Genomic DNA, 21,295 nt, shown 5'->3' with positions numbered 1-21,295 from the left:
CGTTGATGACATCGCGCACGCGGTGGCGCATTGCCGGTAGTGCCGGCCGCTGGCCGGCAACCTCATGATCGTCGGGCATCTGGTGGTTGCCGGCCAGCGGCCGGCACTACCGCAGCTCAACGATGGCGTTTTTCCAGTACTGCCCGCGCATCATCCAGCGACAAGCCGCGCGCGCGCAGCAGCACAAGCAGGTGATACAGCAGGTCCGAGGCCTCGCCCAGCAGCGCCTCGTCGTCCTGTGCCACCGCCGCCAGAGCCGTCTCCACGCCCTCCTCGCCCACCTTCTGTGCGATGCGGCGGATGCCGCCCTCGAACAGGCTGGTGGTGTAGCTGCCTGGCGGCCGCTGCGCCTCGCGCATCGCCACCAGCTGGCCCAGCCCACCCAGGAAGTCCTTCGGTGCCCCGTCGAAACAACTCTCGGCGCCGGTGTGGCAGGTCGGCCCGGCCGGGCGCGCCATCACCAGCAGCGTGTCGGCATCACAGTCGACACTGATCGACTGCACCACCAGCACGTTGCCGGACTGCTCGCCCTTGGTCCACAACCGCTGCTTGCTGCGGCTGAAGAAGGTCATGTGGCCGATGGCCAGCGTGGCCGCCAGCGATTCGGCGCTGACATAGCCCAGCATCAGCGCCTGCAGGGTGTCGGCATCCTGCACCACCGCCGGCAGCAGGCCGTCGCCCTTGTCCCAGTCCAGCGCCTGCAGCGCATCCAGTGATGGTTTCACTTCAATAGACATCCCGCACCTCGATCTGCTGTCCGCGCAGGTAGCGCTTCAATTCTGGAATGGCGATGGCGCCACTGTGGAACACACTGGCCGCCAGCGCGCCGTCGACGTCGGCCTGGTCGAAGGCTTCGGCGAAGTGCTCCATCGCACCGGCACCGCCGGAGGCGATCAGCGGCACCTGGCACAGTGCCCGCGCCTGCTGCAGCTGCGCGACATCGTAGCCACGGCGCACACCATCGCTGTCCATGCAGTTCAGCACGATCTCGCCTGCGCCACGCCGTTGTGCTTCGACGATCCAGTCCAGTGTGCGCAGTGGCACCGCCTGGGTCTTGTCAGGGTCACCGCTGAATCGACGCACCCGCCACTGGCCATCGGCCTCGCGTACCGAATCGACCCCCACCACCACGCACTGCACGCCGAACTCGTCTGCCAGCTCGGTGATCAGCTCCGGGCGGCCCAGCGCCGGCGAGTTGATCGACACCTTGTCGGCACCGGCGAACAGCACGCGACGTGCAGTTTCCACGCTGTCGATGCCACCGGCCACGCAGAACGGAATGTCGATCAGGCGCGCGATGCGCTCGATCCAGGCCACATCCACCGAACGTGCCTCGGGACTGGCGCCGATGTCATAGAACACCAGCTCGTCGGCGCCCTGGTCGCGGTAGCGCTGTGCCAGTTCGGCGATGTCGCCCATATCGACGTGGTCGCGGAAGCGTACGCCCTTGACCACGCGGCCATCGCGCACGTCCAGGCAGGGAATGATGCGGCGGCTCAACATGCCAGCGCCTCCGCCAGGTCCATACGCTGCTCCAGCAGCGCCTTGCCGAGAATCGCACCGCCGCAACCGGCGGCGCGGGCTTCGGCCACATCGGCCACGTCACGGATACCACCGGAGGCCTGCACCGCCACGCCCGGCAGCAGCGCCGACAGGTGCTGGTAGAGGCTGATGTTGGGGCCGGCCAGCATGCCGTCGCGGGCGATGTCGGTACACAGCAGGTGGCGCATGCCGGCGCGCGCAAAACGCTGGGCCAGGGCATCCAGGGTCACTCCGGCGTTCTCGGTCCAGCCATGCACCGGCAATTGCCATTGGCCCTGTGCGTCCTGACGGGCATCCAGCGCGATGGTGATGCGCTCGGCGCCGAACTCCTCCAGCCAGCCAACCACTTCATCGGGGCGACGCACCGCCAGTGAGCCGACCACCACGCGGCCAGCGCCGGCATCGAGGATGCGCGCCACATCGTCACGGCCACGCACGCCACCACCGGTCTGCACCTGCAGCGTGGTCTGCGCGCGGATCGACGACAGCAGCGGTGCCAGCGTGTAGCCACCGGCGCGTGCGGCGTCCAGGTCGACCAGGTGCATCCACTGCGCGCCCTGCGCGGCAAAGGCCTGTGCGCGCGGCAGCGGATCGTCACCATAGGAGGTTTCCTGCATGTAGTCGCCCTGGCGCAGCCGCACCACGCGGCCATCTCGGATATCCAGCGCGGGGTAGACGATGAAACTCATGCAGCAGTGCCCTCGAGGAAATTGCGCAGCATCAACGAACCGGTATCGCCGGAGCGCTCGGGATGGAACTGTGCGCCGAAGTAGCGCCCCTGCTCCACCACCGCGGTGAACAGGCCGCCGTGATCGCAGGCGGCTACCGTGTGGGCGTTGAGCGGTGCTGCATAGCTGTGCACGAAATAGGCGCTGGCGCGCTCCGGCAAGCCCTGCAGCAACAGCGATTCGCGCAGCGGCAGCAGGCGGTTCCAGCCCATGTGCGGTACGCGAATGCCACAGGCCGGCACCAGCTTGCGCACCACGCCGGGAATCAGTCCCAGCGCTTCTACGCCGGCCTCTTCGGAGCGCTCGAACAGAAGCTGCATGCCCAGGCAGATGCCCATCAACGGCACTTCCAGCCGCTGCAATGGTTCCACCAGACCCTGCGCATGCAGGCGCTGCATGCCGGGACCAGCGGCGCCGACGCCGGGCAGGATCACCCGTTGCGCGCCGGCCAGGCCTTCGGCATCGCGAACCAGCTTCACCGTCGCACCGAGCCGCTCCAATGCGTAGCGCACCGAACCCAGGTTGGCCCCGCCGGCATCGATCAGCGCAACGTCGCTCACAGCGCCCCCTTGGTGGTGGGCAAGGCTCTGCCCTGCCTGGCCAGCGCCGGACGCAGCGCGCGCGCCAGCGCCTTGAAGCAGGCCTCGACCTTGTGGTGGTCGTTGTCGCCGCGCACCTGCAGGTTGAGGTTCAAGCCGCTGGCGTCGCACAGCGAACGGAAGAAGTGCGGAACCAGCTCGGTCGGCATGTCGCCCACCCGCTCGCGCTTGAACTCGCCCTCGAACACGAAATAGGGGCGGCCACTGAAGTCCAGCGCGGCGCTGGCCAGGGTCTCGTCCATCGGCAGGGTGAAGCCGTAGCGGCCGATGCCGCGCTTGTCGCCCAGCGCCTCGCGCAGCGCCTGGCCCAATGCGAGACCGGTGTCTTCGATGGTGTGGTGCTCGTCGATGTGCAGGTCACCCTCGGCCTGGATGTCCAGCGCGAAGCCACCGTGCTTGCCGATCTGTTCCAGCATGTGGTCGAAGAACGGCAGCCCGGTGTCGATGCGCGCATCGCCGGCACGGTCCAGGTCCAGTTCGACGCGGATCTTCGTCTCTTTCGTGTTGCGCTGGACCACGGCGGTGCGCGGCGCGTCGGCCAGCACGTGGGCGATGCCCGGCCAGTCCCACTCGCCACCGAACTGCTCGGTGCGCAGCTGGAAACCGCGGATGTTGAGATTCTCGGCGAACTGCAGGTCGGTGATGCGGTCGCCGACCATGCCCGAACGCGCCCAGTCGATGCTGCGGTCCTGCAGGTAGGCCGTCATCAGGCCGATGCCCGGCTTGCGGGTGGGCGCATTGTCCTGCGGCCAGCTGCAGTCGATCAGCACGTCACGGAAGGTGATGCCCTGGCTTTCGAAGATCTGCAGCATCAGGTCATTCGGGCCATCGAAACTGGCGCGCGGGTAGCTGTCGCTGCCCAGCCCGTCCTGATTGGTGACGATCACGAACTGGTAGCCGGCATCGCGCAGCTTCAGCAGCGCTGGAATGACCTGTGGCACGAAGCGCAGCTTCTCGTAGGCGTCGATCTGGAAATCGGACGGCTCCTCGATGAGGGTGCCGTCGCGGTCGATGAACAGGATCGGGGTCATGCTGCGGCCCTCCGCGCCGACAGGGCCGCAAGCACGCGGTCATTCTCTTCGGGGCTGCCGATACTGATGCGCAGTGCATCGTCCAGCTGCGGTGCAGCGCGCTGGTCGCGCACCACCACGCCGGCTTCCAACAGCGTATCGAACGCGGCCTGTGCATCGGCGAAGCGGACCAGCAGGTAATTGCCGGCCGAAGCGTATACCCGGCCAATGCCGGGCAGGCCCTGCAGGGCGCGGTACAGGCGCTCGCGCTCGGTGATGACCGTGGCTACCCGCTCAGCGGTGCGCGCGAGCGCGGCCGGCTGCAGCGCCTGCACGGCCAGCTCGGAGCACGGCGTCGGCACCGGGTACGGCGCCTGGCAGCGGCGCAGCACGGCAATCAGTTCCGGCGCGGCGATCAAGGTACCGATACGCGCGGCGGCCAGTGCGTGCGCCTTGGACAACGTGCGCAGCACCGCCAGGTTGGCGTGCGTGGCAAGCAACGTGGTCGCCGAAGCGCGCTGTGCGTACTCGACATAGGCCTCGTCCACCACCACCAGCGCCTGCCCACGCAGGGCACGAGCCACCCGTTCGATCTCGGGCAGCGGGATATCACTGCCGGCAGGATTGGACGGCGCGCACAGGAAAACGAGCTTGGCGCCCTGCCCCTTCGCAGCGGCAATCACCGCATCCAGGTCCGTGCGCAGGCCCTCACCATCGTCAATCAGCGGCACCTCGATCAACGGCGCACCATGCAAGCGTGCACAGACTGCGTACATGCCGAATACCGGTGGCGTCACCAGCACGCCATCGCGGCCGGGCACGCACAGGGCGCGGACCAGCAGATCGATCGCCTCGTCGCTGCCACGGCCTACCAGCAGCTGTTGCGCCTGCACGCCGTACAGCGACGCCAGCGCATCACGCAGCGCAGCCGGCTGCGGCTCCGGGTAGCGGCGGCTGCCCCCGGTGGCGTCTGCCGGATTGGCCCACGCTGATTCGTTCGCGTTCAGCCACACCTCGCCCTGCACAGCGCTGCTGCGCGCCGAACTGTAGCCGGCAAAGGCCTGCAGGTCCGGCCGTACCAGGGCCAGCACGCCGTCGATGTCCGCGCTCATGCGGCCACCTCCATGCGCAGTGCCACCGCACGTTCGTGTGCATCCAGTCCTTCGGCGCTGGCGATGATGCGCGCGCAGCCACCGATCGCGGCCAGGCCAGCGGCGGTCGCGCTCTGTACGCTGATCAGGTTCTGGAAGCTGGCCACGCTGACGCCACTGTAGGCGCGCGCGGCACCAGCGGTGGGCAGCACGTGGTTGGTGCCGCTGCAGTAGTCACCCAGTGCTTCCGGCGTGTAGTCGCCGAGGAACACCGAACCGGCCGCCTGCACCTGGTCCAGCCACGCGCGCGGTTCGCGCAGGGCCAGGATCAGGTGTTCGGGGGCGTAGCGGTTGCTGATCGCAAACGCATCGGCCAGCGATTCCACCTGGATCAACTGCGATGCCGACAGCGCCTGGCGGGCGATGTGCTGCCGCGGCAGCAAGGCCACCTGGCGTTCAACTTCGGCCTCGACGGCGGCCAGCATCGCCGCGTCATCGGTCAGCAGCAGCACCTGTGAATCCGGGCCGTGCTCGGCCTGCGACAGCAGGTCGGCGGCAACGAATGCAGGGTTGGCACCGGCATCGGCGATCACCAGCACTTCCGAGGGACCGGCCGGCATGTCGATGGCGGCGGCACCGTCCTGTGCCACCTGCTGCTTGGCCTCGGTGACGAAACTGTTGCCCGGCCCGAACAGCTTGTCGCTGGCCGGGATGCTTTCGGTGCCATAGGCCATCGCCGCGATCGCCTGCGCACCACCCAGCTTGAACACGCGTTGCACGCCGGTCAGCCGCGCGGCCACCAGCACCGCCGGATCGGCGCTACCGTCGGCGCGCGGCGGCGTGCACAGCACCACCTGCGGGCAACCGGCCAGCTGCGCCGGAACGCCCAGCATCAACGCGGTGGACGGCAGCGGCGCGCTGCCAGCCGGCACATACAGGCCCACCCGGCCGATCGGGCGCAGCATGCGTTCGCAGACCACGCCCGGCGCGGTTTCCACCGTATAGCCCTGGCCCATGCCGGCCGCATGGAAGCGGGTGATGCGTTCGGCCGCTTCCACCATGGCCTGGCGCAGCTCGGCCGGCACTGCGGCATCGGCAGCTGCGAACTCGGCTGCGGAAACTTCGAAATCCTGCAGATCCACGCCATCGAAGCGCGCGGTGATCGCGCGCAGCGCGTCGTCACCCTGCGTGCGTACCTGCGCGATCAGCGCGGCCACCGCATCACGGGTCTGCTGCGCCACGGTCTGCACCGGGCGGGTCAGTGCCGCGCTGCGCGCGGCCTCATCAAGTCGGGACCAGATCAGACGGTTCATGCCAGCGATCGCTCCACGCTCAGTACCATCAGGCCCTGCGCACCGGCGCGCTCGAGTTCCTCCATGCGCTGCCAGCTCAACGGACCGGGGCACATGGTCTGCAGGCGCAGTGCACCGCCATCAGCCGGCAACCGCACCAGCGGTTCGGCATCGGCCAGCAGCTGCGACAACGCATCGACGCGGTCCTCGCTGGCGCGGAACATCAGCAGCTTGCGGTCCTGCCGCTGCACCACACCGTCCAGGCGGCGCAGCAGCATGCTGCGCAGGGCGCCGCGCGCATCATCGGGAACGCGTACCGCACCGGCCAGCACGGCTTCGCTGTCGAGCAGGTTGTGCACCGGGGTAAGCTGGTTGGCGCGCAGCGTGGCACCGCTGGAGACCAGGTCGCAGATCAGGTCGGCGGTGCCCAGACGCGGTGCGATCTCGACCGAGCCAGACAGTTCGACTACCTGCGCGTCCACGCCCTGCTCCATCAGCCACTGCTTGAGGATGGCCGGGTAGCTGGTGGCGATGCGGGTGCCGGCCAGCTGGGCCGGGCCCTGCCACTGCCATTCTTCTGGCACCGCCAGCATCAGCCGGCACTGGCCGAAGCCCAGCCCGCGCAATGCCTGATAGGTATCGGCCAGGCCGATCTGGCGACGCGCGGCGGCCTGTTCGTCCAGTTCGTTGCGGCCGACGATGCCGAGGTCGCAGACGCCATCGGCGATCAGGCCGGGAATGTCGTCGTCGCGCACCAGCAGCAGGTCCACCGGCAGCGATTCGCCGTAGCAGAACAGCTTGTCGCGGCTCTCGCGCCAACTCAGGCCACAGGCACTGAGCAGGTTGCGGGCGGGCTCGGCCAGCCGGCCACTCTTCTGGATGGCGATACGCAGCCGGTCTCGCGCCGGCGCTGCCTGGGTTGCACTCATGGGGGAGGTCTCGAAGTCTGGAACGGGGCGCGGTTCAGCGCGAAGCAAGGCGGTCGACAGCGGCGGCATAGCCTCGATGGCCATGCTCGAGCGTGCGTGCCACCCGTCCGGTGGTGGTCACGCTGACGCCGGTGCGCTCGTGGATCTCGCGATACGGCACGCCCTGCTGCAGCAGCGGCACCACCTTCCAGCGGTCGGCCATGGCTTCCAGCTCGGCCGGGGTGCACAGGTCACGCAGGAAGGCGACCACCTGCTCCGGCTCGCGCAGCGCGGCAAAGGCCTGGGCCAGGGCGTCCAGATCGGCTTGCGGGTCTTTGGCGGCGATGTCGGGGCGGGCTTTCACGGGCAGGGCTCTTGCATCAATGTAATAGCGTGTTAGTACATTAACGCATTCTTGCGCAGTGCGTCAAATCGTGGATTGGGCTGGGGTACGGCAGGGCTGCTGCCCTGCACCCGCTAAGAGCCAGAGCAAAAGCAAAAGCTGGTTTCCTGAGCGTTGGCGGGGAGGGTCCGGTGGCAGGGGACGCCGTAAACCCGTCCATGGGGGCTTGGTCGCGGCTTGCTCGTGTGCGCAGTCCTGCGCACACGGCAAGACCCGGGTTGGGCGTCCTGCCCAACCCGCCCGAGGCATGCCTCGGGCCCATGCGGCTCACACCCTTGCCACCGGACCCTCCCCACCTTCGACAGTTGGCTGCGGCCTGCTGGATCTCGTCAGGAAACTGATCGGAACCGGCTTTTGTAGAGTCGAGCCATGCTCGACTGCTGTTGTCCAGAAACGCAAAACGCCCACCAAAGGGCGGGCGTTATGCTTTCAAATCAACAACCTGACCCGACTCAGGGCAGGCAACGCACCTCCGCCTGCAGCGCGCCGCGCCGCAGGCATTCGCCGAACAGGCTGCCCTGTCGGCTCGGCAGGGACTGGATGTTCTCCAACGCCCCCGCTCCCGCCCGGCACGTCCGTGAGGCCAGGGCCTGCAGGTCGCCCTCCAGCTGCGCGCGGTCGATCACGTGGCAGCGATCGACCTGCAGCCGGTACTGCGCCGGCCCGATCCGCGTGCTGTGCAGCGACCGATCGCTCTGGCAGCCCGCCAGCAGGAGCACGCTCAGCACTCCTGCGGCGGCACGCATCACACCATCGCCCTGGACTGCTCCAGCTCCACCAGAAGGGTGCTGGCCAGTTCGTCGCGCGACACTTCGAACTGCTGCTCGCGCAGCAGGTCCTTCACCGCCACCACGCCGCGCGCCAGCTCATCCTCACCCGCCAGCACCACGAAGCGGATACCGGCCTTGGCCGCGTACTGGAACTGCTTGCCGATCTTCTTCGGCTCCATCTGTACTTCAGTGTTGATGCCACCGGCGCGCAGGCGGCGGGCGATGTCCAGCGACTGCGGCATGCCCTGCTCGTCCATCAGCGCCACCAGCGCCTGCACGCTGCTGGCCTCGATGCCCTCGATCAGGCCAGCCTCGCGCAGCTGCCAGAACAGGCGCGACAGGCCGATGGAAATGCCCACGCCCGGCAGCTTGGACTTGCTGTAGTGGCTGGCCAGGTCTTCATAACGGCCACCGGAACAGATCGACCCGATCTGCGGGTGGTCGGTCAGCGTGGTCTCGTACACCGTGCCGGTGTAGTAATCCAGGCCACGTGCAATGGAGAAGTTCAGGCAGTAGGCGCTTTCCGGCACGCCCAGTGCCTGCACCAGCTGCAGTACTTCGCGCAGCTCGGCCACGCCGGCACGCAGGATCTCCGAGGAACCCGCGCCGTCTTCCAGCGCTGCCAGCTGTGCCAGCGCATCGGCATGACCCTGCGAACGCACGGCGACGAAGGCCAGGATCTTCTCGACCTGTTCGGCCGGAATGGCAAAGCCCTCGCCCACCAGCGTCTCGCGCACGTAGTCGGGGCCACGCTTGTCCAGCTTGTCCACTTCGCGCAGCACTGCCAGCTGGCGTTCACCCTCGGCCACGCCCAGGCTTTCGAAGAAGCCGCGCAGCAGCTTGCGGTTGTTCAACTGGATGCTGAAGTCGCCGATGCGCAGTTCCGAGAACACTGCGTGGATGACCGCCAGCACTTCGGCGTCATAGCGAACGCTCAGGCTGTCCTTGCCGATCACGTCGATGTCGCACTGGTAGAACTCGCGGAAACGGCCGCGCTGCGCACGCTCGCCGCGGTAGACGCGCTGCATCTGGTAGCGGCGGAACGGGAAGGTCAGTTCATGCTCGTGCTCGGCCACGTAGCGCGCCAGCGGCACGGTCAGGTCGAAGCGCAGCGCCATTTCCGGCAGTGAACGGTCGCCCGATTCGGCGGCATTGGCCAGCGCGCCGGTGGACTGCACGAAATACACCTGGCGCTCGGTCTCGCCGCCGGACTTGGTCAGCAGCACATCGGACAGCTCGAACACCGGCGTCTCCACCGGCAGGAACCCGAAGCGCTCGTAATTGCGGCGGATCACGTCCAGCATGCGCTGGAATGCGATCTGCTCGCGCGGCAGCAGTTCAAGGGTGCCGGGCGGGGTACGGGGCTTGATCACGGGCGGAACTCCTGCTGGAACGGGACGTGGGAGGGGGCGACATTCTAGCGCCCCCGCCTCGGGCAGGGTCGAACGGCCGCTTGAAGTATCATAAGGCCCTCCCCGCCCGCGATACGCCCCCGCAACATGTCACGGCCTTCCGGCGCTCCGCCCGCCACCAATGACTCCGCCTCGCCGTCCTGCGTCACGCAGGACTGCCTGCACTGCTCGGTTCGCCACCTTGCGGTGTGCTCGGCGCTGTCGCCCGATGAAGTGCAGGCACTGGAACAGGTCACCGTTTCCCAGCAGGTCAGCATGGGCAGTACCCTGGCCCGCACCGGCGAAGAGCGCGACCATGTCTATACATTGACCGGCGGCGCGCTGCGCCTGGTACGCACCCTGGCCGATGGCCGCCGCCAGATCAACGGTTTCGTGCTGCCCGGCGATTACCTGGGCCTGAGCGGCAGCGACCACCACCGCTACGATATCGAAGCCATCGCCGACAGCCGCGTGTGCCGCGTCGCGCTGCCGCAGATGAAGGCGCTGCGCAGCCGCTTCCCGCACCTGGAACGCAAGCTGCTGCAACGCGCCTGCCAGGAGCTGGACGCCGCGCAGGACGCCGCGTTGGCACTGGCGCGGCTGCAGCCGGCCGAGAAGCTGGCCGATTTCCTGCTGCGCCTGGCCGCACGCGAGGCCAAGCTGGGTGGCGATGGCCTGCGCGTGTCGCTGCCGATGGGCCGCGGCGACATCGCCGACCATCTGGGCCTGACCATGGAAACAGTCAGCCGCACCTTCACCAAGCTGCGCCAGCAGGAGATGATCGCCCTGCCCCACCTGAACGTGGTGGAGATCCTCGACGAGGATGGGCTGCGCACGCTGGCCGGTGAAGGGTTGATCTGACCGCATCGCGGTTCATGGGGTTGCCGGCCAGCGTGTTGCATCCACCCGGTAGTGCCGGCCGCTGGCCGGCAACCGCGTCCATCTCCGATCAGCGCAGCAACACCTCGCGCAACGCCGCATAGTCGGCGGCCAACGGGTCGGCATGCGCCGGTCGCTGCAGCAATGCCTCCAGCGCCGGCGGCACCGCTACTGCTTCGCCGATGAGCGGCTCGACCACGGCTTCGAACTTGGCCGGATGCGCGGTGGCCACCACCGCCCAGTCCCCCTTGGCACCGCCACTGCGCAGATCCTGCAGCACCTTCACTGCGGTGGCCGTATGTGGGCAGAACAGCTCGCCACGGCTGGCATGCTCAGCCGCAATCGTGGCGCGGATGGTCACGTCATCCACCGCGAACGCACGGAACGCTGCACGCAGTTCCGCGTCATCGCCGTGGTAGAGCCAGCGCAGGCGCTCGAAGTTGCTGGGCGCCCCCACGTCCATCGCGTTGGCAACGGTGGCAACACTGGCCTGCGGCTGATAGTCGTCGCCATTGAAGTAGGCCGGCAGTACGGCATTGGCATTGGTGGCCAGCACAATCTGCCCGATCGGCACACCCAGCGCGCGCGCCAGCACTGCCGCCATTGCGTTGCCGAGGTTGCCGGTGGGCACCACCAGGTTGAGCCGGCGTCGATGTGCGGCATGATGGCTCAACGCCGCATGCGCGTAGTAGCTCATCTGCGGCAGCAGGCGGCCCAGGCTGATGCTGTTGGCCGAACTCAACGGCACCTGTGCCTGCAGCTCGCGGTCGGCCAGCGCCTGCTTGACCATGGTCTGGCAGTCATCGAACGAACCGGCCACGCGCAGCGCCCGGATGTTGTCACCGAAGCAACCGAGCTGATGCGCCTGTCGCGGCGACACGCGGCCGTCGGGATACAGCACCACCACACGCACGCCGGGCTGGCGATGGAAGGCTGCGGCCACTGCTGCGCCGGTATCGCCGGAGGTGGCGACGACAATCGTCAGATCGCGGTCCTTGCCGGCCTGCAACTGCGACAGCGTACCGGCCAGGAATCGCGCGCCGATGTCCTTGAACGCCGCGGTCGGCCCATGGAACAGTTCCAGCACGTGGTCACCATCGCCGAGAGAGCGCAGCGGGACCGGGAAGTCGAATGCCTCATGGCAGATCGACGGCAGCGCGCCTTCCAGCGCATCGCCGGCAAAGAACGGTGCCAGCAGATCAGCGGCGGTATCGGCCAGGGTTGCACCGGCCTGCAATTCACGAGGTGCAGGCAGAACCTCGGGAACATACAGTCCGCCATCGGGCGCCAATCCTGCGGCGATTGCCGCACTGAGGCCGACAGCAGGTGACTGGCCACGGGTCGAAACGAAATGCATGGGCAAGGTATCCAGTAGAGGGGAAGGATTCAGCACAGCCGCGCTCCCGGCGCGTCCAGCGGCGACACCCAGGCATCGCTGTCAAAGCCGGCCGCTGCAAATGCTGCGCGCACCGGTGCCGCTGCGGCATGGGCCTGGTCGGCATCCTCGAACCAGGCGAACACGCTGGGTCCTGCGCCTGAGATGCCCGCGCCCATCGCATGGGCCGACAGCGCTGCGTCGCGTGCTGCTTCGAAACCGACAATCAGTCCGGCGCGACGCGGCTCCACCAGCACGTCGCGCAGGCCAGCGCGCACCAGCGAGGCATCGCTGCGATGGCAGCCACTCAGGACCAGCGCAAGATTGGCACTCTGTGCGACGAATTCACCCAGCGCATAGCTGCCCTGCAGCGCCTGGCGTGCACGGCGCGTTTCCAGCACCGCATGCGGATGCACCAACAGGCTGTGCCAGCTGGCCGGAACCGGAATCGGCAGCAGGCGATCAGCGGTGCACAACGCCAAGCCGCCCAGCAGCAGCGGGCCGACGTTGTCACCGTGGCGGCCGCCACTGGCCACCGCCTCGCCATCCAGCGCAAACGGGTACAACGCCTCGCGCGGCAGCGGTGCGCCCAGCAGTGCATTGGCGGCGACCAGGGCTGCAACGCTCGACGCCGCCGAACCGCCCATGCCGGAGCCGAACGGAATGCCCTTGTCGATCTCGACCGCGAAGCCGAAGTCCAGACCCAGCCCTTCACGCAACGACATGAGTGCGGCCCCTGCGGTATTGCCGGCAGCGTCCAGCGGCAGCTCGACCGCACTGCCACGGATTGCCTCGATCCGCACCACCGGTTCATCGATGCGACGCACGCTCACGGTATCGCCGACACCGGCAATGGCATGGCCGAGAATATCGAAGCCCACCGCCACGTTGGCCACCGAGGCCGGTGCGAACGCACGTGCGATCACAGCCGCGCTCCTTCGCCGGCGGCCACCCGCAGCAGGTCGGCGAACACGCCTGCGGCCGTGACTTCCGGGCCGGCGCCTGGTCCCTGCACCACCAGCGGGTTGTCGCAGTAACGGCGGGTACGGAACTGGACCACGTTGTCGGTCAGCCGCAGATTGGCGAACGCATGCTCGATGGGTAGTTCCTGCAGTCCGACCGAGGCACCGTCGGCACCCAGCCGCGCCACGTAGCGCAACACCGCACCGCGCTGCCGTGCGTCCTGCAGGCGCTGCAACAGGCTGGCATCGCTCTCGCCCAGGCGCGCCATGAAATCGTCCACGCCACCCTCGCGCAGCAACGCTGGCACCAGGCTTTCCACCTGGACCTGTTCCAGGCTGAGCGGATGACCGGCTTCGCGGGCCAGGATCACCAGCTTGCGCGCGACATCGATGCCGGACAGATCGTCACGCGGATCCGGCTCGGTGTAACCCATCGAGCGCGCCTGCGCGACCAGTGCCGAGAATGGCTGGCTGCCGTCGTAACGGTTGAACAGCCAGGCCAGCGTGCCGGAGAAGATGCCTTCGATGGCCAGCACCTCGTCGCCGGTATCGACCAGGTCGCGCAGCGTGGTGATCACCGGCAGCCCAGCACCCACCGTGGCTTCATAGCGGAAACGCGCGCCGCTGGCAGCGGCAGCAGCGCGGATGCGCTGATAGCGCGCCAACGGACCGGCACCGGCCTGTTTGTTCGGAGTGACCACGTGGATGCCGGCGGCCAGCCACCCCTCGTAGCGCTCGGCCACCTCGGCACTGCCACTGCAATCGATCACCACCGCGTGGGGCAGGTGCGCGGCCAGCAGGTGCTCGGTGAAACGGTCCAGGTCACTGGCCTCACCCGCCTGCTGCAGCGCCTGCCGCCAATCGGCATGCAGGCCATCAGCCTCCAGCCGCATGCGCGTACGCGAGGCCAGCGCGCGCAGGCGCAGGTCGACATTGGCCTTGGCCAGCAGCTGTGGGCGCGCCGCCAGCAACTGGTCCAGCAGTGCGGCGCCGACATTGCCCGGCCCGATCACACCTACCGCAAACGTCTGCGGCGACAGCCAGAAGCCGGCATGTGCAGCGCGCAGCGCACGGGTGGCATCGGCACTGTCCACCGCCACCGAGATGTTGCGTTCCGACGAGCCCTGCGCGATCGCCAGGATGTTCACCTGCGCCCGGCCGAGGGCCTCGAACAGGCGCGCGGCGACGCCGGGCTGGCCCGCCATGCCGTCGCCGACCGCCGCCAGCACGCTGACACCGTCGCCGACCTGCACGCGCTGCACGTGGCCTACCGACAGTTCATGCGCAAATGCCTGCAGCAGCGCCTCGCGGCCACGCGCGGCCTCGGCCGCACGCACCACGCAGCAGATCGAATGCTCCGACGACCCCTGCGAGATCATCACCACCGAAACCTGCGCCTGGCGCAATGCCGCGAACACGCGTTCAGCGGTGCCGGGTACGCCGATCAGTCCAGTACCCTCCAGGTTGAGCAGGGCCAGTCCGGGACTCAGGGTCAGGCCTTTCACCGGCCCGCGCGGCGAGCGCTCGGCACTGATGCGCGTACCCGGATGCGCCGGGTGGAAGGTGTTGCGGATGAAGATCGGCAGGCCAAGGCGGATCGCCGGCGACATCGTCTGCGGATGCACCACCTTGGCGCCGAAATAGGCAAGCTCGCAGGCTTCGTCGTAGCTCAGTGATTCCAGCTGCACCGCTTCCGGGACCAGCCTCGGGTCCGCCGACAGCACGCCGTCGACGTCGGTCCAGATGTGCAGTTGGTCGGCGTTGAACAGTGCCGCGAAGATCGCGCCGGAGTAGTCGCTGCCATTGCGACCGAGCGTGGTGATGCGATCGTGGCGGTCGCGGGCAACGAAACCGGTGGCGACCAGGCGCGACTGCGGATGCTGCAGGCGCCACCTGGCCAGGCGGTCGGCGCTGGCTTCCCAGTCCACGTCCACACCCAACTCGCCGTGCGCGACCACCAGCACGTCGCGTGCATCGAGCACGGCGCAGTCCTCACCCAGCGCGCGCAGGTGGGTACCGAGCAGCTGCGCGGAGAACACTTCGCCCAGACCCTGCACGCGATCGAGCACCTCGCGCGGCAGTTCGCCGATCACCGCCAGTGCCGCCAGCACTTCGGCCAGCTGATCGAAACGCACGTCAATCCATTCCACGGTCTCGCCCACCTGCTCGCCGAGCAGGGCCACCGCCGCGCCGCGGTGGCGGGCGCGCAGTGCATGCCAGGCCTCGCGCCAGCCTTCGTCACCCTTTGCTGCCATCTGGGCCAGTTCGATCAGCGCGTCGGTGACGCCCTTCATTGCCGAGACAACGGTGACCTGCAGCGATTCGGGGCGGGCCAGCAGCAGGCCGGCGACATGGCGGTAGCGCTCGGCGTCGGCCACCGAGGTGCCACCGAACTTGTGCACGACGGTGGACGGCGCAGCCAGATCGGCCGGTGCAACGGGTTGGGCGGGGGCGTGGGAAGACATGCAGACCTCGGTAGGAGGCCCCGTCGCATGCAGGTGTCGAGTTTCCCCGCCACCTGTATGGTGCGGGGCCGTGGTTTTCGGGAGTTACACGAAGACGACGGGCCGCACCAGGGCAGTGGTGACGGTGGTGGTGGTAATGGTGGTGGTGGCGACCGGCGCAGTCGAACGGCCCGCGGTGGCGGGGGCGATCAGGCTGGCGTGGGCGGCGTCAAGGACCATGACGCACAGAAAACACCGGCCGCCGGGGTGCTGTCAAGTGCTGCGATGCAAAAAATCGCTGCGGCGATCATCGGTCATCGTGTCGCCATTTGGTTGCATCTGTGACAAAACCGGCATCAGCGCGCTTGACGACGGCATTCAGCCGGCATGTTCGGCGATCGCCCGTGGCGTGCGGTGGGCGTGTGCGCACAGCATCACGCCCGCCACCAGGAACACGATCGCCAGGGCTTCGAGCAGCGAGGGCCAGCGCTGCTGCCAGGCGAATGCGTAGAGCAGCGCGAACAGGGTTTCGAACACGATCATCTGCCCGGTCAGGGTCAACGGCAGCAGGCGGCTGGCGCGGTTCCAGAACGCATTGCCGAGGATCGAGGCCACCACCGCCACGCCGGCACTGATCGCCCAGAAACCACTCCATTGCGCTGACGTGTGGCTGCCGGCGTGGCCGATGAACGCCATCGGCACCAGCAGCAGGGCCAGCCCGCCGGTGGTGACGCCGGTCAGCAGTGACCAGTCGTGGCTGGACAGATCGGAACGGCGTGCCAGCCAGCGGCTGTTGCCGATCGAGTACAGCGCCCACGAGAACAGCGCACCAAACGCGCACAGCAGGCCGATCAGGCGCTGCCGCCAGGGCGTTGCCAGATGCTCGGACATCAGTGCTTCCCAGCCAACCAGCGCCACGCCGAGCACGCACAGGCCCAGTGCCGGCAACAGCTGCTTCAACGGCACCGCGCCCTGCTCGCGCACACCAACCAGCGTCACAACCACCGGAATCAGGCCGACGATCAACGACGCCGCCGCACCTCCGGCCCACTGCACGGCCGTGGCCAGCAGCAGGAAGTACACCAGGTTGCCAGCCAGGCTCAGCCACAGCAGACCGATCCACTCGGCACGACCAAGCCGCGGGGCCAATCGCTTCCAACGCGGCAGAAGCAGCGCCACGGCGATCAGGCCGTAGACCAGGTAGCGGCCAGCAGAGAGTTGCAAGGCATTGAACGACTGCAGCACGGCGGGCGCGAGGAAGACCACGCCCCACAGCGCGCCTGCGGCAACGCCATTGGCGATGCCCAGGGCCATCGGGTTGTTGCGCATTTCGGGTTCTTGGGGGGAGAACAGGCTGCGCAGTGTAAGCGGAGGCCAGCGGGGAGCTCTTGACCGAGGCTACTGCCCTGCCGCCGTTGTAGAGCCGAGCCGTGCTCGACTACTTTTGCACGACCCCTCGCGAACGGCAGTCGAGCACGGCTCGACTCTACAATCCGGCGGCCCTGCGCCAGGCGGCCGGGGTCTGCCCACACTCACGCCGCAGCGCGCGGGTCAGTGCGCTCTGCTCGGAATAGCCTGCGGCCAGCGCGATATCGCTGATCGGCGCGGCGCTCGTACGCAGCTGGTGCTTGGCCCAGCGCAGCCGGCACGCACTGAGCCAGGCCTGCGGGCTGAGCCCGAATTCTCGCTGGAACAAGGCATGCAGACGGCTCTCGCTGACGCCCACGAATGCCGACATGCGTGCCACCGGCCACGATAGTCCCGGGTCGGCCTGCACCGCCGCGCACAGCCCCTGCATCCGCGCACCGCTACCAGCGGGTGCGAACACCTGCAGCAGCTGCGGAAGCAGGGCCGGCATCGGCTGGCCGCCCTGCACACCCGCCAGGCGGTGTCGCAGCGCCAGCGGCAGGTGCAGCCAGCGCTGCCGGCACAGGTGCTCCTGCGTACCGTCATCGAGCACGCCCGGGGGGCAATCGACAATCACGAAACCATTGGGGCCATCGGCCATCTGGTCATGTGCTTCACCAGCAGCCACGAAAGCGCCCTGCAGCAGGTCCAGGCGACCGCCGCGGCCTTCCATCTCGAACTGCAGTTCACCCTGCAGTGGCAGCACCCATTGCGCATAGTCATGACGGTCCAGGCCGGTGGCCTGTCCGTAGTGCCGCAGATGGAAGATGGCGCCCATCCTGACAGTGTGCGCGTGTAACAACGGCCGTGCAAACCGCTGCTAATAGTCGGGCCGTCATCAAACGCAGGGAGTGCAGGTCATGACCCATCAACACGTGTTTGTGGTGCTGGCCGCAAGTCTCGGCCTGGCAGTCGCCAGCTCGGCATCGGCACAGGAACGCACCCCGCCCGCTCCGCACTGCATGGATGCGGTCGGCGTGCAGGAAGTGGAGCAGGCATCACCGCGCTCGATTGCATTGCGCGCCGCCTCCGGCCAGGCCTATCGCATCGATTTCAACGAAGACTGCCCCGGTGTCCGCGGTGCCACCACGCTGAAACTGGAAGCACCGGCCGGCTGGGCCTGTGGTCGTCCCAGCGAACGCGTCGTGGTCGACGGCCGCAGCTGCGCCGTCAGCGCGGTTACCCCGGTACAGGATCGCGACTACGCCAGCGTCGCCCGTGACAGCGATCGCCTGCGCACGGCCACCCTGCCCGCCGTGACCATCCGCGAGCGCAAGGAAATCCGCCGCAGCTTCGGCGGCTCACCGTCCTACTGCTTCGCCACCCGCAACGTCCGTGCCTGGTCATCCGACCCGCAGGGCATGCTGGTGGAGACCAACCCGCGTCGCAATGGTGGTCACCGCTACTACCGCGTCGAACTCGGCGGCCACTGCCGTCAGCTCGACCGCGCGCCGCAGCTCAGCTTCCGCTCCGGCATGCAGAACGGGCTGATCTGTGGCAATGCCGGCGATCGCATCCTCACCGCCGATTTCGAGAATGGCGACCTGCGCAACGATGCGCTGGCGCCGCTGCCGCAGTACACCCGCGGCAGCTGTACGATCCAGGCCGTCTACCCGGCATCCAGCCAGGCGTCGAACTAACTTTCGACGCCGAGGAAGGTGAACGGCGCGCTGGGCACGAAGTGGCCCAGTGCGTCGCCGGCGAACGTGTTGCGCTGGTCCTTGCCGAGCTCGAGCTTGAGCACCTGGCCACCGAAATCGACCTTGTTCAGATCGACCCAGAAGGTATTCGGGGTCAACGCCGATTCGAAGAAGTACAACCGCCGCTTGTGGTCGGCCACGGTGCGCCAGCGTGTGGACGAGATGTTCGGCTCGCCCGGCGTGGTGATGCCGTACGGCACCGACGCGTTGCGGATCACGCTGAACACACTGGCCAGGGCCTCCACCGGATCCTCGGCCTTGGGAATGGCATTGATGTAGAACGAAGCCCGCGCGAAGCGGTCGGATGAGCGGTTGGTACCCGGCAGCATCACCGTGCCACCGATCTGCTGCCAGTAGCTGTTGAGTGCCAGCTGCTGCTCGAAGATCGGCGAGTTGGTCATCACCTGGTAGCGGCGGTCGTGATGGATCACCTGGCGGCCGCCGATGTATTCGACAATGGCGCTGTCGCCGGTGGCATCGGACAGTGACAGGTGCAGCGTCGCCTGGCGGTCTTCGCCGGGAACCTTGTCGGTGACGATCGAGTACGGCTCGCGCTTCAGCGCCGCCACCGCCTCTTCCACCGTTGCGAAATTGTCGAGCACGTACTGCGCCCACAGCGAGATGGCCAGTCCCGGCTTGTTGCCGCGCTGCTGCGGGTACTCCGACTCCACCAGCCACAGCAGGTTGGCGACCAGGCCCTTCTCGTTCATGCCATCGGTGGTCGACACGTCGTAGCCGGTGGCCACCACGCTGCCGTAGCGCGCGGTCCACGCCAGCGACTTCGGACCCGCCTGGCCGGTGCGCGCAATGCCGCGCGGCAGGACGTAGAGATTGGTCGCTACGTCGACCTTCCAGTCCATCGAACGTGCGGTGATCACATCACCGTTGTCACCCAGGTACACCGCGCGCGTACAAGCCAGTGCCGGTGTGATCGCGGCGGCCATCGCCACGGCCAGCATCGCCCTACCCTTCCACTTCATCCGTGCCATATCAGTACGCTCCTTTCCCCGTGGTCCGTGGATCTGACCCGATCCATCGTGACACAGCGGTGAAACCTCAGCGTAAGAAGCGGTCGTGCAGCCAGAAGCCCAGCAGCATCGCGGGTACGAACCACAGCGCTTCGCGAGATGCCACCGCCAGGCCGGCAATGGCCGGACCGGGGCAATAGCCTGCCCAGCCCCAGCCTATGCCGAACAGTGCGGCGCCCAGCAGCAGACGCGCATCGATATCACGTACGGTGGGCAGCTGGAAGCGGGCCGCACACCAAGGGCGCGTGCGTCGCAGCACCCAGCGCTGCCCGACCGCACTGACCAGCATCGCCGAGGCCAGCACCCACATCAACGTGGGATCAAAATCACCGGCCACATCGAGGAAGCCGAGCACACGACGCGCGTCGGTCATCCCGGAAAGCGCCAGCCCAGCGCCAAACAGCGCACCGGCCACAGCGGCGGCCCATAATGCGCGACTCATGCCAGACCTCCGCCGTGCCGGATCAGGAAGGTGGTCAGCATTGCGCAGGCCATGAACACCAGCACTGCCAGCAGCGAACGCTTCGAGCCGCGGGCCATGCCACAGACGCCGTGGCCACTGGTGCAGCCGCTACCCAACCGGGTACCAAAGCCCACCAGCAGGCCGGCGCCGACCAGCTGCCAGGCCGGCAACGCATCACGCAGCAGTACCTGCGGCGATGCCTCCGGCACCGATTGCCACAGCAACACCAACCCCGCCGCAGTGAGCAGTCCGAGCAAGAACGCCCAACGCCAGCCGCGCTCCCCTTTTGCTGCGCGCAGGCTGCCCGCAGCGATTCCGCTGATGCCGGCCACACGCCCGAGGGTGGCGAGCAACAGCACCGCGGCGGCGCCGATCAGCGCCCCGCCAGCCACTGCACTCCATGGCAGGTTCACGCCCTGCCCCTGTCGATTCCGTTCATCGGCTTGCCTTTTTATTTAGATTTTTCTAAATTAGCTTCTTCTAAACAAAAAGGTCAACCATGGCCCACATCGAGCTCGACAGCGCAGCAATGGCCGAGCACGCCACGCAGGCCGCCGCTCTGCTCAAGCGCCTGGCCCATCCTGCGCGGTTGCGCGTGTTGTGCCGGCTGGTGGAAGGCGAAGCGCCGGTGCCGGAGCTGCAGGCGCTGACCGGGCTCAGTGCATCGGCGCTGTCACAGCACCTGGCGGTGCTGCGCGAACTGGATATCGTTGCGACCCGGCGCCAGGCGCAGGCCATCCACTACCGCGTGGTCGATGGCCCGGCGCTGGGTGTGCTGAAAGCGTTGCATGCCGCCTACTGTGGTGGCGACCCGCACTGAGCGGGGATGCGGGCTCAGCCGACGTGCAGGACCGGCTGCACCACCCTGTCGAGCAGATCCACCGGCGTCGGCGCGGAACGGTCGCCCTGCAGTGCGCGGGTGAAGCCCGACCAGTCACTGGAAGACAGCTGGCGCAGCAGCGCAGCATCCACCGGCAGCGCGCGCATCGACCAGTACGGGAACTGGCGCTGGCCCAGCCGGCCGCGTGCCAGCTCGACGATGTCGATATGGCTGCCAGCCTGCAGGATGCGCTCATACACCGAATCGATGCCGTCCGGTGGGCCCTCGATGTACTGCAGGAAACGGTCGCCGTCATGCAGCAGCACGCCGGTCACCCCGGCCAGCTTGTTGAAGCGTGCCGCGTCCTCGACCAATACATGCAGGCGTTCGGCGGAAAGATCCGGCAGCACCTTGCTGACGTAGGCGATGGCACGCAATGGCATGGAGCTTCCTTGGCAACGTGAGTCGCCACGGTAGCAGTTG

Annotated in this window: 24 protein-coding genes; 4 read left to right on the top strand and 20 right to left on the bottom strand. The window is 67.8% G+C overall.

From position 1 onward, the window contains the following. Positions 1-116: 116 nt before the first annotated feature. The 11 genes from hisIE to hisS all read right to left on the bottom strand — a co-directional run bounded on the left by hisIE (position 117) and on the right by hisS (position 9,716). Positions 117-737 carry a bifunctional phosphoribosyl-AMP cyclohydrolase/phosphoribosyl-ATP diphosphatase HisIE gene (hisIE, locus tag DI041_RS02515; RefSeq protein ID WP_136639906.1) on the bottom strand — a complete coding sequence of 207 codons (621 nt, stop codon included), beginning with the start codon at positions 735-737 and terminating at the stop codon, positions 117-119. Then, positions 727-1,503, bottom strand: coding sequence for an imidazole glycerol phosphate synthase subunit HisF (gene hisF / locus DI041_RS02510; RefSeq protein WP_046985961.1), 777 nt, complete (start codon positions 1,501-1,503; stop codon positions 727-729). Before hisF ends, hisIE begins: the two co-directional genes overlap by 11 nt. Continuing rightward, positions 1,497-2,231 (bottom strand): 1-(5-phosphoribosyl)-5-[(5-phosphoribosylamino)methylideneamino]imidazole-4-carboxamide isomerase, encoded by a 735-nt coding sequence (hisA, locus tag DI041_RS02505; RefSeq protein ID WP_046985960.1) that lies wholly within the window; start codon positions 2,229-2,231, stop codon positions 1,497-1,499. The genes hisF and hisA overlap by 7 nt, the downstream gene beginning before the upstream one ends. Continuing rightward, a complete protein-coding gene (gene hisH, locus DI041_RS02500; RefSeq protein ID WP_136639905.1) occupies positions 2,228-2,830 on the bottom strand; it encodes an imidazole glycerol phosphate synthase subunit HisH in 603 nt (200 codons plus the stop codon). The genes hisA and hisH overlap by 4 nt, the downstream gene beginning before the upstream one ends. Further along, positions 2,827-3,900: a bifunctional histidinol-phosphatase/imidazoleglycerol-phosphate dehydratase HisB gene (gene hisB, locus DI041_RS02495; protein ID WP_136639904.1), complete on the bottom strand. Its 1,074-nt coding sequence runs from the start codon at positions 3,898-3,900 to the stop codon at positions 2,827-2,829. Before hisB ends, hisH begins: the two co-directional genes overlap by 4 nt. Next, positions 3,897-4,991 carry a histidinol-phosphate transaminase gene (hisC, locus tag DI041_RS02490; protein WP_136639903.1) on the bottom strand — a complete coding sequence of 365 codons (1,095 nt, stop codon included), beginning with the start codon at positions 4,989-4,991 and terminating at the stop codon, positions 3,897-3,899. The genes hisB and hisC overlap by 4 nt, the downstream gene beginning before the upstream one ends. Beyond that, positions 4,988-6,283: a histidinol dehydrogenase gene (hisD, locus tag DI041_RS02485; RefSeq protein ID WP_136639902.1), complete on the bottom strand. Its 1,296-nt coding sequence runs from the start codon at positions 6,281-6,283 to the stop codon at positions 4,988-4,990. The genes hisC and hisD overlap by 4 nt, the downstream gene beginning before the upstream one ends. Further along, positions 6,280-7,191: an ATP phosphoribosyltransferase gene (gene hisG, locus DI041_RS02480; RefSeq protein WP_136639901.1), complete on the bottom strand. Its 912-nt coding sequence runs from the start codon at positions 7,189-7,191 to the stop codon at positions 6,280-6,282. Before hisG ends, hisD begins: the two co-directional genes overlap by 4 nt. A 34-nt stretch (positions 7,192-7,225) precedes the next feature. Beyond that, positions 7,226-7,534, bottom strand: coding sequence for a YerC/YecD family TrpR-related protein (locus DI041_RS02475; RefSeq protein ID WP_025874839.1), 309 nt, complete (start codon positions 7,532-7,534; stop codon positions 7,226-7,228). 491 nt (positions 7,535-8,025) lie between these two features. Next, complete coding sequence (locus tag DI041_RS02470) at positions 8,026-8,292, bottom strand: hypothetical protein (RefSeq protein WP_248298520.1); 267 nt, start codon at positions 8,290-8,292, stop codon at positions 8,026-8,028. 26 nt (positions 8,293-8,318) lie between these two features. Continuing rightward, on the bottom strand, positions 8,319-9,716 hold the full coding sequence (hisS, locus tag DI041_RS02465; RefSeq protein WP_136639899.1) for a histidine--tRNA ligase: 1,398 nt from the start codon (positions 9,714-9,716) through the stop codon (positions 8,319-8,321). A gap of 126 nt (positions 9,717-9,842) precedes the next feature. Between hisS and DI041_RS02460 the strand changes: the two genes are divergently transcribed. Beyond that, the gene (locus DI041_RS02460; RefSeq protein ID WP_136638742.1) at positions 9,843-10,595 is read left to right on the top strand and encodes a Crp/Fnr family transcriptional regulator; all 753 of its coding nucleotides are present in this window, start codon (positions 9,843-9,845) and stop codon (positions 10,593-10,595) included. A gap of 88 nt (positions 10,596-10,683) precedes the next feature. On the opposite strand, the gene thrC is transcribed toward DI041_RS02460, so the two are convergent. The 3 genes from thrC to thrA are packed head-to-tail and all read right to left on the bottom strand — an operon-like array spanning position 10,684 to position 15,415. Next, entirely contained in the window at positions 10,684-11,970 is a 1,287-nt protein-coding gene (gene thrC, locus DI041_RS02455) for a threonine synthase (protein ID WP_136638741.1), read from the bottom strand. Positions 11,971-11,999: 29 nt separating this feature from the next. Beyond that, positions 12,000-12,914, bottom strand: a complete 915-nt coding sequence (locus DI041_RS02450; protein WP_136638740.1) for a homoserine kinase — start codon at positions 12,912-12,914, stop codon at positions 12,000-12,002. After that, a complete protein-coding gene (gene thrA, locus DI041_RS02445) occupies positions 12,911-15,415 on the bottom strand; it encodes a bifunctional aspartate kinase/homoserine dehydrogenase I (RefSeq protein ID WP_136638739.1) in 2,505 nt (834 codons plus the stop codon). Before thrA ends, DI041_RS02450 begins: the two co-directional genes overlap by 4 nt. Before the next feature lie 27 nt (positions 15,416-15,442). Here thrA and DI041_RS21175 point away from each other — a divergent pair, with 27 nt between their 5' ends. After that, entirely contained in the window at positions 15,443-15,739 is a 297-nt protein-coding gene (locus tag DI041_RS21175) for a hypothetical protein (protein ID WP_169050339.1), read from the top strand. A 33-nt stretch (positions 15,740-15,772) separates the two neighbouring features. On the opposite strand, the gene DI041_RS02440 is transcribed toward DI041_RS21175, so the two are convergent. Next, a complete protein-coding gene (locus DI041_RS02440) occupies positions 15,773-16,723 on the bottom strand; it encodes a DMT family transporter (RefSeq protein ID WP_136638738.1) in 951 nt (316 codons plus the stop codon). A 157-nt stretch (positions 16,724-16,880) separates the two neighbouring features. Continuing rightward, positions 16,881-17,579 carry a helix-turn-helix domain-containing protein gene (locus tag DI041_RS02435; RefSeq protein ID WP_046984726.1) on the bottom strand — a complete coding sequence of 233 codons (699 nt, stop codon included), beginning with the start codon at positions 17,577-17,579 and terminating at the stop codon, positions 16,881-16,883. 82 nt (positions 17,580-17,661) lie between these two features. Here DI041_RS02435 and DI041_RS02430 point away from each other — a divergent pair, with 82 nt between their 5' ends. Further along, entirely contained in the window at positions 17,662-18,441 is a 780-nt protein-coding gene (locus DI041_RS02430; protein ID WP_136638737.1) for a DUF6491 family protein, read from the top strand. On the opposite strand, the gene DI041_RS02425 is transcribed toward DI041_RS02430, so the two are convergent. The 3 genes from DI041_RS02425 to DI041_RS02415 form a co-directional block, all read right to left on the bottom strand. After that, entirely contained in the window at positions 18,438-19,490 is a 1,053-nt protein-coding gene (locus DI041_RS02425; RefSeq protein ID WP_136638736.1) for a linear amide C-N hydrolase, read from the bottom strand. The genes DI041_RS02430 and DI041_RS02425 overlap by 4 nt on opposite strands. 67 nt (positions 19,491-19,557) lie before the next feature. Further along, the gene (locus tag DI041_RS02420) at positions 19,558-19,971 is read right to left on the bottom strand and encodes a DUF6691 family protein (protein ID WP_046984723.1); all 414 of its coding nucleotides are present in this window, start codon (positions 19,969-19,971) and stop codon (positions 19,558-19,560) included. Further along, on the bottom strand, positions 19,968-20,405 hold the full coding sequence (locus tag DI041_RS02415; protein WP_046984722.1) for a YeeE/YedE family protein: 438 nt from the start codon (positions 20,403-20,405) through the stop codon (positions 19,968-19,970). The genes DI041_RS02420 and DI041_RS02415 overlap by 4 nt, the downstream gene beginning before the upstream one ends. A gap of 86 nt (positions 20,406-20,491) precedes the next feature. On the opposite strand from DI041_RS02415, the gene DI041_RS02410 reads away from it, so the two are divergent. Beyond that, positions 20,492-20,812, top strand: a complete 321-nt coding sequence (locus DI041_RS02410) for an ArsR/SmtB family transcription factor (RefSeq protein WP_046984721.1) — start codon at positions 20,492-20,494, stop codon at positions 20,810-20,812. 14 nt (positions 20,813-20,826) lie between these two features. On the opposite strand, the gene DI041_RS02405 is transcribed toward DI041_RS02410, so the two are convergent. Further along, complete coding sequence (locus tag DI041_RS02405) at positions 20,827-21,255, bottom strand: BLUF domain-containing protein (RefSeq protein WP_046984720.1); 429 nt, start codon at positions 21,253-21,255, stop codon at positions 20,827-20,829. Between the last annotated feature and the right edge of the window lie 40 nt (positions 21,256-21,295).

This window comes from Stenotrophomonas maltophilia, assembly GCF_004920835.1.
In the GTDB taxonomy this organism is placed as follows: domain Bacteria; phylum Pseudomonadota; class Gammaproteobacteria; order Xanthomonadales; family Xanthomonadaceae; genus Stenotrophomonas; species Stenotrophomonas maltophilia_AQ.
Note: the sequence above shows the minus strand (reverse complement) of the source record. Positions and strands in the feature narration are given on the sequence as shown.

Bases quoted from the DNA above. Each gene is read 5' to 3' on its own strand.
- hisIE (WP_136639906.1), bottom strand. From the start codon at position 737: ATGTCTATTGAAGTGAAACCATCACTGGATGCGCTGCAGGCGCTGGAC.
- hisF (WP_046985961.1), bottom strand. From the start codon at position 1,503: ATGTTGAGCCGCCGCATCATTCCCTGCCTGGACGTGCGCGATGGCCGC.
- hisA (WP_046985960.1), bottom strand. From the start codon at position 2,231: ATGAGTTTCATCGTCTACCCCGCGCTGGATATCCGAGATGGCCGCGTG.
- hisB (WP_136639904.1), bottom strand. From the start codon at position 3,900: ATGACCCCGATCCTGTTCATCGACCGCGACGGCACCCTCATCGAGGAG.
- hisC (WP_136639903.1), bottom strand. From the start codon at position 4,991: ATGAGCGCGGACATCGACGGCGTGCTGGCCCTGGTACGGCCGGACCTG.
- hisD (WP_136639902.1), bottom strand. From the start codon at position 6,283: ATGAACCGTCTGATCTGGTCCCGACTTGATGAGGCCGCGCGCAGCGCG.
- hisG (WP_136639901.1), bottom strand. From the start codon at position 7,191: ATGAGTGCAACCCAGGCAGCGCCGGCGCGAGACCGGCTGCGTATCGCC.
- DI041_RS02460 (WP_136638742.1), top strand. From the start codon at position 9,843: ATGTCACGGCCTTCCGGCGCTCCGCCCGCCACCAATGACTCCGCCTCG.
- thrC (WP_136638741.1), bottom strand. From the start codon at position 11,970: ATGCATTTCGTTTCGACCCGTGGCCAGTCACCTGCTGTCGGCCTCAGT.
- thrA (WP_136638739.1), bottom strand. From the start codon at position 15,415: ATGTCTTCCCACGCCCCCGCCCAACCCGTTGCACCGGCCGATCTGGCT.
- DI041_RS21175 (WP_169050339.1), top strand. From the start codon at position 15,443: ATGCAGGTGTCGAGTTTCCCCGCCACCTGTATGGTGCGGGGCCGTGGT.
- DI041_RS02440 (WP_136638738.1), bottom strand. From the start codon at position 16,723: ATGCGCAACAACCCGATGGCCCTGGGCATCGCCAATGGCGTTGCCGCA.
- DI041_RS02435 (WP_046984726.1), bottom strand. From the start codon at position 17,579: ATGGGCGCCATCTTCCATCTGCGGCACTACGGACAGGCCACCGGCCTG.
- DI041_RS02430 (WP_136638737.1), top strand. From the start codon at position 17,662: ATGACCCATCAACACGTGTTTGTGGTGCTGGCCGCAAGTCTCGGCCTG.
- DI041_RS02425 (WP_136638736.1), bottom strand. From the start codon at position 19,490: ATGGCACGGATGAAGTGGAAGGGTAGGGCGATGCTGGCCGTGGCGATG.
- DI041_RS02420 (WP_046984723.1), bottom strand. From the start codon at position 19,971: ATGAGTCGCGCATTATGGGCCGCCGCTGTGGCCGGTGCGCTGTTTGGC.
- DI041_RS02410 (WP_046984721.1), top strand. From the start codon at position 20,492: ATGGCCCACATCGAGCTCGACAGCGCAGCAATGGCCGAGCACGCCACG.
- DI041_RS02405 (WP_046984720.1), bottom strand. From the start codon at position 21,255: ATGCCATTGCGTGCCATCGCCTACGTCAGCAAGGTGCTGCCGGATCTT.